At 66.3% G+C, this 13,085-nt stretch carries 14 protein-coding genes; 5 read left to right on the top strand and 9 right to left on the bottom strand.

The window, feature by feature from the left end; translation table 11 throughout:
* Window positions 1-21: 21 nt before the first annotated feature.
* Window positions 22-528, top strand: coding sequence for a GAF domain-containing protein (locus tag ACLB1G_RS15210; RefSeq protein WP_491628064.1), 507 nt, complete (start codon window positions 22-24; stop codon window positions 526-528).
* Between the two features lie 199 nt (window positions 529-727).
* Window positions 728-1,135, top strand: a complete 408-nt coding sequence (locus tag ACLB1G_RS15205) for a response regulator (protein WP_491628063.1) — start codon at window positions 728-730, stop codon at window positions 1,133-1,135.
* A gap of 106 nt (window positions 1,136-1,241) precedes the next feature.
* On the opposite strand, the gene ACLB1G_RS15200 is transcribed toward ACLB1G_RS15205, so the two are convergent.
* The 7 genes from ACLB1G_RS15200 to ACLB1G_RS15170 form a co-directional block, all read right to left on the bottom strand.
* A complete protein-coding gene (locus tag ACLB1G_RS15200) occupies window positions 1,242-2,468 on the bottom strand; it encodes an RNA polymerase sigma factor (protein ID WP_491628225.1) in 1,227 nt (408 codons plus the stop codon).
* Between the two features lie 37 nt (window positions 2,469-2,505).
* Window positions 2,506-3,315 (bottom strand): YciI family protein, encoded by an 810-nt coding sequence (locus tag ACLB1G_RS15195; protein ID WP_491628062.1) that lies wholly within the window; start codon window positions 3,313-3,315, stop codon window positions 2,506-2,508.
* A 72-nt stretch (window positions 3,316-3,387) separates the two neighbouring features.
* The gene (locus ACLB1G_RS15190) at window positions 3,388-3,801 is read right to left on the bottom strand and encodes a YciI family protein (protein WP_491628061.1); all 414 of its coding nucleotides are present in this window, start codon (window positions 3,799-3,801) and stop codon (window positions 3,388-3,390) included.
* Between the two features lie 10 nt (window positions 3,802-3,811).
* Window positions 3,812-4,285 (bottom strand): VOC family protein, encoded by a 474-nt coding sequence (locus ACLB1G_RS15185; protein ID WP_491628060.1) that lies wholly within the window; start codon window positions 4,283-4,285, stop codon window positions 3,812-3,814.
* A gap of 88 nt (window positions 4,286-4,373) precedes the next feature.
* Complete coding sequence (locus ACLB1G_RS15180) at window positions 4,374-5,795, bottom strand: heavy metal sensor histidine kinase (protein ID WP_491628059.1); 1,422 nt, start codon at window positions 5,793-5,795, stop codon at window positions 4,374-4,376.
* Window positions 5,792-6,463 carry a heavy metal response regulator transcription factor gene (locus ACLB1G_RS15175; protein ID WP_491628058.1) on the bottom strand — a complete coding sequence of 224 codons (672 nt, stop codon included), beginning with the start codon at window positions 6,461-6,463 and terminating at the stop codon, window positions 5,792-5,794. The genes ACLB1G_RS15180 and ACLB1G_RS15175 overlap by 4 nt, the downstream gene beginning before the upstream one ends.
* 206 nt (window positions 6,464-6,669) lie before the next feature.
* Window positions 6,670-7,431, bottom strand: a complete 762-nt coding sequence (locus ACLB1G_RS15170; RefSeq protein ID WP_491628057.1) for an alpha/beta fold hydrolase — start codon at window positions 7,429-7,431, stop codon at window positions 6,670-6,672.
* Window positions 7,432-7,611: 180 nt separating this feature from the next.
* Between ACLB1G_RS15170 and ACLB1G_RS15165 the strand changes: the two genes are divergently transcribed.
* Complete coding sequence (locus ACLB1G_RS15165; RefSeq protein ID WP_491628056.1) at window positions 7,612-8,787, top strand: MFS transporter; 1,176 nt, start codon at window positions 7,612-7,614, stop codon at window positions 8,785-8,787.
* Window positions 8,788-8,795: 8 nt separating this feature from the next.
* Here ACLB1G_RS15165 and ACLB1G_RS15160 read toward each other — a convergent pair whose 3' ends face one another.
* Both ACLB1G_RS15160 and ACLB1G_RS15155 read right to left on the bottom strand, forming a co-directional pair.
* Window positions 8,796-9,221: a MarR family winged helix-turn-helix transcriptional regulator gene (locus tag ACLB1G_RS15160; protein ID WP_491628055.1), complete on the bottom strand. Its 426-nt coding sequence runs from the start codon at window positions 9,219-9,221 to the stop codon at window positions 8,796-8,798.
* Between the two features lie 80 nt (window positions 9,222-9,301).
* Complete coding sequence (locus ACLB1G_RS15155) at window positions 9,302-10,051, bottom strand: alpha/beta fold hydrolase (protein ID WP_491628054.1); 750 nt, start codon at window positions 10,049-10,051, stop codon at window positions 9,302-9,304.
* 212 nt (window positions 10,052-10,263) lie between these two features.
* Between ACLB1G_RS15155 and ACLB1G_RS15150 the strand changes: the two genes are divergently transcribed.
* Complete coding sequence (locus ACLB1G_RS15150; protein ID WP_491628053.1) at window positions 10,264-10,491, top strand: hypothetical protein; 228 nt, start codon at window positions 10,264-10,266, stop codon at window positions 10,489-10,491.
* A 244-nt stretch (window positions 10,492-10,735) separates the two neighbouring features.
* Window positions 10,736-12,967, top strand: coding sequence for an NADP-dependent isocitrate dehydrogenase (locus ACLB1G_RS15145; RefSeq protein ID WP_491628052.1), 2,232 nt, complete (start codon window positions 10,736-10,738; stop codon window positions 12,965-12,967).
* The last annotated feature ends 118 nt before the right edge of the window (window positions 12,968-13,085 follow it).

Genomic DNA, 13,085 nt, shown 5'->3' with positions numbered 1-13,085 from the left:
GCTTATTTTTCATTCAACATCATGACTTTCCACCTCAGCGACACCGCCTACGGCACCGATACCCCAGCAGCCAAGCAGGCCATGTACAGCGACCTGCGCTCGCAGCTGCAAGGCCTGGTGGCCGGCGAATCCGACCAGATCGCCAACAGCGCCAACTTCAGTTCCCTGGTGTTCAACACCATGCCGGGCCTGAACTGGGCCGGCTTCTACTTCCTGCAGGGCGACGAGCTGGTGCTGGGCCCCTTCCAGGGCAAGCCGGCCTGCATCCGCATCAAGAAAGGCCGCGGCGTGTGCGGCAGCACCGTGGTCAAGGGCGAGGCCATCGTGGTGCCGGACGTGCACGAATTCCCCGGCCACATCGCCTGCGACGTCAATTCGCGCTCCGAACTGGTGGTGCCGGTACGCGGCCGCGACGGCCAGGTGATGGGCGTGTTCGACCTGGACAGCCCCCTGCCCAAGCGCTTCGACCAGACCGACGCCGACGGCATACAGTCACTGGTGGCCATTTTCGAAGCCACCCTGGCCTGACCCCAAGTTTTCCGGCGGCGATAGCGTGCATCGCCGCCACAGCCACGGGCACAGGGTTGAATATTTCCACTGGGAATGGACGGATGATGCTATAGTCGATGGCAGAAGCCCCTCCATCTCCCCACGCCCCGCAAGCTGGCCGGCCTCCCTCTCCCGGCCCAATCTACGCCGGTCACTCCCTTATGGCCGTGACGTTGAAATGAACATTCCTGTAACCAATGCCACCCTGCGCGTGCTGGTGGTGGATGACAATCGCGAAGCCGCGTTACTCATCATAGAACTGCTGATGCTGGTCGGCCATCAATGCCAGGCCGCCTTTGACGGGCCCGACGCGCTGCAGCAGGCAGCCGCCTTCCTGCCCGATGTGGTGCTGCTCGATCTGCATATGCCGGCCATGGACGGCTACGCCGTGCTGCGTGCACTGCAAGCGATTCCAGCCTTTGCCGCCACGCCTGTGGTCGCATTTACCGCGCACAACGACTTTGAAACGCTCAAGCGCACCCGGGAGGCAGGCTTTGCCGCACATCTGGGTAAGCCGGCAAGCCTGGATGCCATCCTGGACACGATGACGCGGGCGATCACGGCGCGTGCCGCACGCTTGCAGTAGCTGGGCAGCTGGCAAACGGGCTGGCAGGGCCGCCTGCAGCGGCGCCCACGGCGTCAGCACTGGTCGCCGGCCCGCTACCGGGCCGGACAGACGGCTGCGTCGCGGCTCAGGCGCTGGCGGCGGCACGCGCCAGCAGCAGTTCGCGTTCGCGCAGGTTCTGCGTGAGGGCGGCGGCCCGTTCGAATTCGGCGCGCGCCTCGGCATGCCGGCCCAGCCTGGCCAACAGGTCGCCGCGCACGCTGGGCAGCAGATGGTAATGTTTCAGCGCCGGGGCGTCGCGCAGCTGGTCGGCCAGTTCCAGCCCGGCCGCCGGGCCATGGGCCATGGACAGCGCCACCGCCCGGTTCAGTTCCACCACCGGCGAGGGCATCAGCTGCGCCAGAACGCCGTACAAGGCGGCGATGCGCTCCCAGTCCGTGTCCTGCGCGCTGCGCGCCCGCGCATGGCAGGCGGCGATGGCGGCCTGCACGCCGTAGGGCCCCAATCCGTGCCCGGTCTGTTCGGCGCGGTGCAGCGCTGCCAGGCCGCGCCGTATCAGCAACTGGTCCCAGCGCGCCCGGTCCTGCTCCAGCAGCAGTATCGGCTCGCCGTTGGGACCCAGCCGCGCGCGGGCGCGCGAGGATTGTATTTCCATCAGCGCCACCAGGCCATGCACCTCGGCCTGGTCCGGCGCCAGTTCGGCCAGGATGCGGCCCAGGCGCAGCGCTTCCTCGCACAGGGCGGGACGCATCCAGTCGCCGCCGGCGCTGGCCGCATAACCTTCGTTGTAGATCAGGTAGACCACCTGCAGCACCGAGGCCAGGCGCACCGCCAGCTCGGGCCCGCGCGGCGCCTCGAACGGCACCCTGGCCTCGGCCAGGCTGCGCTTGGCGCGCACGATGCGCTGGGCCACCGTGGCTTCCGGCACCAGGAAGGCGCGCGCGATGTCGGCCGTGGACAAGCCGCCCAGCATGCGCAGGGTGAGCGCCACCCGGCCTTCGGCCGGCAGCAGCGGATGGCAGGCGGTGAACACCAGCCGCAGCAGGTCGTCGCCTATATCGTCCTCCAGCGCGGCAGCCACCTGCGCCTCGAGGTCCGGCGCAGCGTCCTGCAGCTGGACTTCGATCTCGTAGGTGATGGCGGATTCCTTGTCCTGGTGCAGCTGACGGCGGCGCAGCAGGTCCAGCGCGCTGTTCTTCGCCACCGCCATCAGCCAGGCGGCCGGATGATCGGGCACGCCGCTGTCCGGCCAGCGCTCCAGCGCCTGCACCAGCGCATCCTGCGCCAATTCCTCGGCCGGACCGACCTCGCGCAGCATCCGCGCCAGCACTGCGGTGATACGGGCGGACTCCATCCGCCACACCGCCTCGATCACCTTGTGGACCGACACCTCAGCCGCCGGCGGCCTTGTCGAAGGCGTCCAGCAGGCCCGCCTCCAGCTGTTCGGCGCGCATGCGTTCCTCGGCCGCGCGCATGGCGGTGGAGAAGAAGCGGTACAGGTCGGGCTCGCACACCTCGCGCAATTCCAGGGTGAGATCGTTATTGCCCGGATAGGGATAATTCCTGGCCCATTCGATGGCTTCCTGGCGGTTGGCGGCCTGCAGCAGCCAGTAGCCGGCAATGAGCTCCTTGACCTCGGTGAAAGGGCCGTCCACCACCGTGCTGTGCGCGTGCGAGAAGTGCACCCGCACGCCCAGGGCGGTGCTGCGCAGGCCCTCGCCGGCCAGCAGCACCCCGGCCTGCACGTCGGCCTCGTTCCTGCGGTTCATGGCGTCGATGAAGGATGGCAGCGGCTGGCGGTCGATTTCGGAATTCTCGTCCGACTTGATCATCACCACATAGCGCTTCAGGTCCGGGTTGCGCTGCGGGATGGTGCCGGCCGCCGTGCCACGTTCGTCGAAGCCGACACAGCCGCCGGGGCAGCCGGCCGCGCGCAGCTCGAACACGGCGCCGCTGTCGGCCGTGGGCCAGTTGCGCACCTGGCGGATGGCGTCCTCGCGCGAGGTGGCCTCGATCAGGGTCAGGCCGGCCACCAGTTCCCGGGTGGGGAACGGGCCCTCCTCCTGGCTCCATTCGCCGTTGCGGCGCATCAGCCGGGCGCCGCCGGCGCTAGGTTTCAAATAGACTCCCGGCTCCAGCGCCGGCGGCAATGCGCCCGACTCCGTGATCTGGTTGGCGCGCCGGATGACCATGAACTGCATTGCTGAACTCCTGTCTGGGCTGGATTGGGCTGGACTGCGGGAACGCTCCCGCAGCCGACAACTATACCAGCCTCAGAGCGCGGCCCGCAGCCGTTCTTCCTGTTCCCGCACCCCGGGTGTGGCGGCGTCGCCAAAATCGTCCAGTTCATAGACCTGGCGAATCTCGATCTCGCAATCGCCGTCGTGCGGCTTGGGGCAGCGTTTCATCCACTGCACGGCTTCCTCCTTCGACCCCACCTGGATCAGCCAGAACCCGGCCACCAGCTCCTTGGTCTCGGCAAACGGGCCGTCGACCACGCTGCGCTGCTCACCCTGGAAGCGGATACGCACGCCCTTGGAGCTGGGGTGCAGGCCTTCGCCGGCCAGCAGCACGCCGGCCTTGACCATTTCCTCGTTGAAATTGCCCATCGCCTGCATCAGTTCCGTACTGGGCAGCTGGCCGGCCTCGGACTCGGGCGTGGCCTTGACGATCACCATGAAGCGCATGCCATTCTCCTTATTTGCATTCGGGTTGCATGTTTTTCATCGCCTCCTGCATCTGCTCCGGCGTCATATCCACCTTGTGGGTGGCGATGGACCAGATGTGGCCGAACGGATCCTGCACCTGGCCATAGCGGTCGCCCCAGAACATGTCCTGCAACGGCATCCTGGCGGTGGCGCCTGCCGCCACGGCTTGCGAGTACAGCTGGTCGGCATCCTCGGTGTAGATATGCAAGGTCACCGGCGTCCCCTTCAGGGTGTTGGGCCCGACGCTGCCCCACTCGGGGAAGGCGTCCACCAGCATGACGACCGTATCGCCGATGCGCACCGCCGCATGCATCAATTTGCCGTCCGGGCCGGGCAAGCGCGCCAGTTCGACGGCGCTGAAAGCTTTCTTGTAGAAGTCGATGGCCTCGGCGGCGCCTTCGCACACCAGGTGCGGGGTAACGGTGTTCATGCCATCGGGAATAGGTTTCACTTGTGCACTCATGTCGGTCTCCTAGGGTTACGGTCCATCGCGGACCTTAATGCTACGACGAACCAACCCGGCTGAAATCGACACGGTGCGCGATTTTTTTTTAATTATTTTGTTGCGCGGGGAAGAACAGGAAGAATGTGGCGATTACGCCACCGTCGGGCCGGGGCGCGTTCTCGGCCCAGACTTTTCCATCATGCAACTCCATAATCGCCCGCACGATGGCCAGGCCCAGTCCGGCGGAATGGGCGCTGGCGCTGCGGGCGGCGTCGCCCCGGTAATAGCGGTCGAAAATATGAGGCAGATGCGCGGGCGGGATGCCGTCGCCGGAATTGCCGACCTCCAGCTGCACGCCACCGGCCACGGCGCGCGCCGCCAGACGCACCGCCCCGCCCGGCGGCGTGTGGCGCAGGGCGTTGGACAGCAGGTTGCCGAGTGCCCGCTGCAGCAGCACGGGGTCGGCGCTGGCATGCAAGCCGGCCGCGTGCACCGTCAGCGTCACCCGGGCATCCTCGGCCAGCAGCTCGAAGTACTCGTGGATGCGGCCCAGCTCCGCCTCCAGGTCCAGGTCCTCGCGCTTGAGCGCCAGCTGGGCGTTGTCGGCGCGCGCCAGGAACAGGGTGTTTTCCACCATGCGCGCCAGGCGCTCGTACTCCTCGGAGTTGGAGACCAGCAGCTGCTGGTATTCGTCCACCGTGCGCGGGCGCGACAGGGCCACCTGGGTTTCCACCATCAGCGTGTTGATGGGCGTGCGCAGGTCGTGCGCGAGGTCGGCGGCAAAGCCGGACAGGCGCTGCACGCCATCCTCCAGGCGGTCCAGCATGGCGTTGAAGGCCATGCCCAGTTCACGCAGTTCGACCGGCGCATCCTGCACCGAGAGGCGGGTGTTCAGGCGGCTGGTGCTGATGGCGTCGGCCTTGGCCACCACCGAGCGCAGCGGCCGCATGCTGAAGCGCACCACGGCGTAGCCCAGCAAGGTGGCCAGCGCCGCGCCTATGCCCAGCGCCCAGGCCAGGTCGCGCGTGTAGGCCACCAGGATCTTGAGGCGGTCGGAGCGCTCCCGGGCCAGCGTGATGCGCACCGGCTGGCCTTGCGCGCCGCCGACGGTGCCATCGGCGCTCAGCATGCGGCCGCCGCCATGCATGGGACGCCAGTCGCGCACGTCGGCCAGGGTGGCGGGACGGCGCAGCGGCACGCTGTCCATGGCCGGCAGCTCGCGCGACGGTTCGGCCAATTGCACCAGCGGCGCGCCGTCCGGGCCGGTCAGGCGCAGGATGAAATCGTTGTGGCCCATCAGGACCTCGCGCAGCATGCGCGGATCGGCCGCCAGGGCCTGCGGCGACGGCATTTCCTGCACCAGCTGGCGCAGCTGGGCCACCTTGGCCACCAGTTCCAGGTCGTCGCGCTGCGACATCTGGCGCGCCAGCATCTGGTACAGGTAGAGGCCGACCGCCAGCAGGGTCACCACCGCCACGCCGGAGAACAGCAGGGCCAGGCGCGCGGTGAGCGACAGCGGACGGCTCACTGCTTGTCCTCCAGCAGGTAGCCCATGCCGCGCATGGTGTGTATCAGCTTGTGCGGATAGGGATCGTCGACCTTGGCGCGCAGGCGGCGGATGGCCACGTCCACCACGTTGGTGTCGGAATCGAAGTTCATGTCCCACACCAGCGAGGCGATCTGGCTGCGCGAGAGCACCTCGCCCTGGCGCTTGGCCAACAGCTGCAGCAGGGCGTATTCCTTGGCGGTGAGTTCGATGCGGGTCCCGGCGCGGGTGACGCGGCGTTTGGGCACGTCGATCTCGAGGTCGGCCACGCGGTAGGTTTCCGGTTCGCGCACCGGGCCGCGCCGCAGCAGGGTCTTGATGCGGGCCAGCAACTCGGCGAAGGCGAAAGGCTTGACCAGGTAGTCGTCGGCGCCCAGTTCCAGGCCCTTGACGCGGTCGGCCACCTCATCGCGGGCGGTGAGGAACAGCACCGGCGTGTCCTTGCGTTCGCGCAGGCGGGCCAGCACGGCCCAGCCATCGAGCTGCGGCAGCATCACGTCCAGCACCACCAGGTCGTAGTGCTGCTCCAGCGCCAGGTTCAAGCCATCGGCGCCATTGCGCGCCAGGTCGGCCACATAGCCGGACTCCTGCAGGCCCTTGACCAGATAATCGCCGGCCTTGGTTTCATCTTCCACGATCAATATGCGCATGATTCCTCTCTCTACCATGGTGTCGCACACCATGGCACACCATGGTGTCCACACCATGGTGTCAGATCTGCCATTGGTACATGGGCCCGCTAATTCAAACAGACTCATGTACCAATGGCAGATCTGACACCGGCTTTTGACACCGGCTTTTCCGGACACCGGCTTTTTCGGTTTTTGACACCGGTTTTTGGACACCGATTTTACTTTTAGTTGTGGCCGGCCGCTTCCAGGATCAGCTTGGCGATCACATCCGGGTGGGAGATCAGCGACAAATGGCCGGACTCGACCTCGATGGTGTGCGCCTTCATGCGCCTGGCCAGGTAGCGTTCCAGCTCCGGCGAGGTGGTGCGGTCCTGGGTGGAGACCGCGTACCAGCTGGGCTTGACGCGCCACGCGGCCTGGGTGGTGCGCGAGGCAAACAGGCTGGTGGAGATGCGCCCCTGCGCCGCGTACAACACGCGCGCCCTGGCCGGTTCGAGGTCGCCGGCGAAGTCGCGCAGGAAGGCGGCTTCGCTCAGCTGCGCGTAGCCGCCGCTTTTCACCAGGCCGGACGTGGCGGGCGGCGTCGGGAAGGTCGCGGCCAGCGCGGTGTAGTCTTCGCCTGCGTCCGGCGCGCGCGCCGCCACGTACACCAGCGCAGCCACCTTGGCGTCCAGGCCCGCTTCGCTGATCACGGTGCCGGCCCAGGAATGGCCCACCAGCACGGTGGGGCCGTCCTGCAGCGCCAGCGCGCGCTGGGTGGCGGCCACGTCGTCGGCCAGCGAGGTCAGTGGATTCTGTACCGAGGTGACGTTCATCCCGGCCGCCTGCAGGCGGGCGATGACGTCGGCCCAGCACGAGCCGTCGGCATAGGCGCCGTGCACCAGCACGACGTTGTGGACAGCGGGCGCTGCGAAGCTGGCGGCGCTGGCGGCCGACAGCGCTGCAAACAGCGCGGCGGCCAGCAGGGAGACGGTGCGGCGTTTCATGGAGACTCCTTGATGAGGGGGATAGCCGAGCCAGTATAAAAACCCCGCGCTGACGCCAACATGACGCCGCCATTACAGGATCATTACAACGCTTTCATCGGCTGATACCCTTTGGGGTATCGGCAGACCATTCCCCTTTCAGCAATAATGCAGGCTTTGCCACTCCCCCAGGACACCGCCATGAATCCGATCTGGTCCCTGCTCGCCCTGGCCGTCGGCGCCTTCGGCATCGGCACCACCGAATTCGCTCCCATGGGATTGCTGCCGGTGATAGCCGACGGCGTCCACGTCTCCATCCCCACCGCCGGCCTGCTGATCAGCGCCTATGCGCTGGGCGTGATGCTGGCGGCGCCGGTCATGACGCTGGGCCTGTCGCGCCTGCGCGCCAAGCAGGCGCTGATGCTGCTGATGTCGGTTTTCGTGGTGGGAAACCTGCTGTCGGCAGTGGCGCCCAATTACTGGACGCTGCTGGCGGCGCGCGTGGTCACCAGCCTGAATCACGGCGCCTTCTTCGGCATCGGTTCGGTGCTGGCGGCCAGCCTGGCCGCCCCCGACAAGCGCGCCAGCGCGGTGGCCACCATGTTCATGGGCCTGACCATCGCCAATATCGGCGGCGTGCCGGCCGCCACCTGGGTCGGCCAGCACATAGGCTGGCGCATGGCGTTTGCCGGCACGGCGGGACTGGGACTGCTGGCCATCGCGGCGCTGGCCTGGACCCTGCCGCGCGGCGAGGCCGGCGCCATGCCGGACCTGCCGCGTGAACTGCGCGTGCTGGCGCGGCCGGCAGTGCTGATGGCCATGGCCACCACGGTGATGGGTGCCGGCGCCATGTTCACCGTCTACACCTATATCGCGCCTATCTTGACCAGCCTGACCGGCGCGTCGACCCTGTTCATCACGGCGGCGCTGGTGCTGATCGGCGTCGGTTTCACCCTGGGCAATGGCCTGGGCGGCAAGCTGGCCGACTGGTCGCTCGAGGGCAGCACCAGGATCTTCCTGGCGGTGCTGGCCGTGGTCATGCTGGCGCTGCCGCTGCTGATGCGCAGCCATTGGGGCGCGCTGGCCGGCGTGCTGGTGTGGGGCGCGGCCGCGTTCGCGCTGGTGCCGCCGGTGCAGATACGCGTCATGCACGCGGCGGCCGAAGCGCCGGGACTGGCGTCCTCGGTCAACGTGGGCGCCTTCAATCTCGGCAACGCGCTCGGGGCGGCGCTGGGCAGCCTGGTGATTTCGTCCGGCTGGGGCTACGCGGCGGTGCCGCTGGCGGGGGCTGCATTGGCGGGCACGGGCCTGCTGCTGGTGTTTGCCGGCCGCGCGGCGGCCAGTCCGGCGCCGCTGGCCGGCCAGCGGCCGCTGTGAGCGCCGGCTCAGCCCAGTTTTTTGTTCAGTTTGGCGATATCGGCCATCATGCGCGTGTACTCTTCCATTTGCAGCGAGCAGTTGTCGGCTATGGCCTGGCCGACGCGGGCGCCGGCCTCGCGCAGCGCCTCGCCGGCCGGGGTCAGGCTCAAGACCATGTTGCGCTCGTCGCGCGGGTCGCGGCTGCGGCTGATGTAGCCCTGGGCTTCCAGGCGCTTGACCAGCGGGGTGACGGAACCGGGGTCCTGCTGCAGGCGGGCGGCGATATCCTTCATGCCCAGGCCCTGGCGCTCCCATAGCATCACCATTACCAGGAATTGCGGATAGGTCAGATTGAGCTCGGCCAGCATGGGCTTGTAGAGCTGGGTCATCCTGAGCGAGGTGCTGTACAGATTAAAGCACAGCATCTCGGCTAGCTTGGGCGGGTGGGACATGGGAATCTCTGCGGCGGTGTGTAGTAACCCGACAGCGTAGCGGCTGGACGGCCGCCACGCAACGGTGTTCCATCACATGATCAGCGCTGGGCGGCGGCGATGATCACCTCGGCCACCTTGGCCGGCTGCGACACCATGGGCACGTGGCTGGTTTTCAGCGTGGTGGTGGTGGCGTTGATTTTCCGGGCGTAAGCCTGCTCCAGGGCGGGCGCGATCATGCGGTCTTCGCTGGCCACGATGTAGTAGTTGGCCTTGTTCTTCCAGGCGGCGACGCTGGTGGTGTCGGTAAAGGCCTTGCCGGCGATCGGGCCCTGGGTGGCGGCGATCAGCGAGGCGGTGGCGGCCGGCACGTCCTGGGCGAAGTTCCTGGCGACCGAATCGGCCGGCAGCCACAGGTAGCCGCCGGCGTCGGCCTGCAGGGTGGCGATGCCCGGCGGCACGGCGTAATCCTTGCCTTGCTGGGCGGTGCTCTCACCTTCCGAGGGGGCAAAGGCGGCCACATAGACCAGGGCCCTGACCTTGTCGCTGGTGCCGGCCTGGGTGATCACGGTGCCGCCCCAGGAGTGGCCGACCAGCACCACCTTGCCGCTTTGGGCGTCGATCACGCGCTGGGTGGCGGCGACGTCGTCGGCCAGCGAGCTCAGCGGGTTCTGCACCGCCACCACTTTATAGCCCTTGGCTTGCAGGATGGGGATCACCTTGTCCCAGCTGGAACCGTCGGCGAAGGCGCCGTGCACCAGCACGACAGTGGTTTGCTCCGCGGGAGCGGCCTGGGCGGCGGCGCCGAACAGGGTGGTGGCGAGAACGGCGGCGATGGTGGTGCGTTTCATGATGTACTCCCTTTCTGGTCGAAGAATTAATAGTTAGCGCACTAACTTACTGGGTTTTAAAAACGCGCCTGATTGTGTGCGGCGCGTCCATGGCTATAAATATAGCGCACAATTCATTAGCGCGCAAACTGTTTTTGTATTTTTTTTGTGTCCCTGATTATGTGGTCCGGCGCACGCACGCCACGGAGCGCCGGCGGTAGCATCATCCCACCATGAAACGCTATGCCGATCTCAACGGAAACTCCGCCATCGCCGCCTACGAAGTCGGGGAGGACTGCATCAAGCTGCGCTTCAACGATGGCCATGTCTACCTGTACGACGCCGACAGCAGCGGCGCCGAGCACGTCACCGCCATGCAGCGCCTGGCCGAAGCCGGCCGCGGCTTGGCCACCTACCTCAATAAATACGTACGCGACAAATACGCCCGCAAGATCCGCTGATACCGCCGAGCACCATCCCGGCGGCTTAACCGACGTCACATTTGCCCGGCATTTATTCCACCATGTGGAATGGGGTCTCATATTCCGAGTTTCTGGTATTGTGGTTGCCGGTCCGCACCGCATAAAATAAGGGAATTTGGGTGGGATGGCGCCTGGCGCCCAGCACCTCAGCCGCCCGGGACGGACAATTACCGACGATGTGCCTGCCGGGAGTCAGGCACCAACCGCATACGAGGGAATAACCATGGCAACACAAAATCCAAAGATCATTTACACGCTGACAGACGAGGCACCGCTGCTGGCGACGTATTCCCTGCTGCCCATCATTAAGAAGTTCACCGCCCCCGCCGCCGTGGACGTGGTCTCCAGCGATATCTCGGTGGCCGCCCGCGTGCTGGCCGAATTCCCGGAGTACCTGACCGACGCGCAGAAGGTCCCGAACAACCTGGCCGAACTGGGCGCCCTGACCCTGAAGCCGGAAGCCAACATCATCAAGCTGCCCAACATCTCGGCCTCTGTGGGCCAGCTGCAGGCCGCCATCCGCGAACTGCAAGGCAAGGGCTACGCCCTGCCCGACTTCCCCGAAGATCCGAAAACCGACGAAGAGAAAGCCCTGAAGGCGCGCTACAGCAAGTGCATCGGTTCGGCCGTGAACCCGGTCCTGCGCGAAGGCAACTCCGACCGCCGCGCTCCCAAGGCTGTCAAGGAATACGCCCGCAAGCACCCGCACTCGATGGGCGAATGGAGCCAGGCTTCGCGCACCCACGTGTCGCACATGCACGCCGGCGACTTCTACCACGGCGAAAAGTCCATGACCCTGGACAAGGCCCGCAACGTCAAGATGGAACTGATCACCCCCTCGGGCAAGACCATCGTGCTCAAGCCCAAGGTCGCCCTGCAGGCCGGCGAGATCATCGACTCCATGTTCATGAGCAAGAAAGCCCTGCTGGAGTTCTACGAGAAGGAAATCGACGACGCCTACAAGACCGGCGTGATGTTCTCGCTGCACGTGAAAGCCACCATGATGAAGGTCTCGCACCCCATCGTGTTCGGCCACTGCGTGCGCATCTTCTACAAGGATGCGTTCGAGAAGCACGCCAAGCTGTTCGATGAACTGGGCGTGAACGTCAACAACGGCATGGTCAACCTGTACGAGAAGATCGAGAAGCTGCCGGCCTCGCAGAAGGACGAGATCCTGAAGGACCTGCACGCCTGCCTGGAGCACCGTCCCAAGTTGGCCATGGTCGATTCGGCCAAGGGCATCACCAACTTCCACTCGCCCAACGACGTGATCGTGGACGCCTCGATGCCGGCCATGATACGCATCGGCGGCAAGATGTGGGGCGCCGACGGCCGCACCGCCGACGTCAAGGCCGTAATGCCGGAATCGACCTTCGCCCGTATCTACCAGGAGATGATCAACTTCTGCAAATGGCACGGCAACTTCGACCCGACCACCATGGGCACCGTGCCCAACGTCGGCCTGATGGCCCAGCAGGCCGAGGAATACGGCTCGCACGACAAGACCTTTGAAGTGCCGGAAGGCGGCATCGCCAACATCACCGACCTGGAAACCGGCGAAGTACTGCTGACCCAGACCGTGGAAGAAGGCGACATCTGGCGCATGTGCCAGGTCAAGGATGCCCCGATCCGCGACTGGGTCAAGCTGGCCGTCACCCGCGCCCGCAACTCCGGCATGCCGGCCGTGTTCTGGCTGGACCCCTACCGTCCGCACGAGAACGAAGTGATCAAGAAGGTCCAGGTGTACCTCAAGGAACACGACACCACCGGCCTGGACATCCAGATCATGTCGCAAGTGCGCGCCATGCGCTACACCCTGGAGCGCGTTTCGCGCGGCCTGGACACCATCTCGGTGACCGGCAACATCCTGCGCGACTACCTGACCGACCTGTTCCCCATCCTGGAGCTGGGCACCTCGGCCAAGATGCTGTCCATCGTGCCCCTGATGGCCGGCGGCGGCATGTACGAGACCGGCGCCGGCGGTTCGGCTCCGAAACACGTCAAGCAGCTGGTGGAAGAAAACCACCTGCGCTGGGATTCGCTGGGCGAGTTCCTGGCGCTGGCCGTGTCGCTGGAAGAGCTGGGCATCAAGGAAGGCAACGCCAAGGCCAAGATCCTGGCCAAGACCCTGGACGAAGCCACCGGCAAGCTGCTGGACAACAGCAAGTCGCCGTCTTCGCGCACCGGTGAGCTGGACAACCGCGGCAGCCACTTCTACCTGTCGCTGTACTGGGCCCAGGCCCTGGCCGCCCAGACCGAGGACGCTGAACTGCAGGCCTACTTCGCGCCGCTGGCCAAGGCCCTGTCGGAAAACGAAACCAAGATCGTGGAGGAGCTCAACAGCGTCCAGGGCCAGCCGCAGGACATCGGTGGCTACTACTACCCCGATCCGGCCAAGACCGAAGCCGTGATGCGCCCCAGCGCCACCTTCAACGCGGTGCTGGACTCGATCTGATCCTGAACCCCTGAAGCGGGCGGACCTGTCCGCCCTGCCACCCGCAACCGGCCGCCCTGCGCGGCCGGTTTGCTTTTCGGGGCCAGCCACCGGAGCGCCGGCCTGCGGGGCGCCGGCC

It is taken from the genome of Duganella kummerowiae (assembly GCF_053572355.1).
Note: the sequence above shows the minus strand (reverse complement) of the source record. Positions and strands in the feature narration are given on the sequence as shown.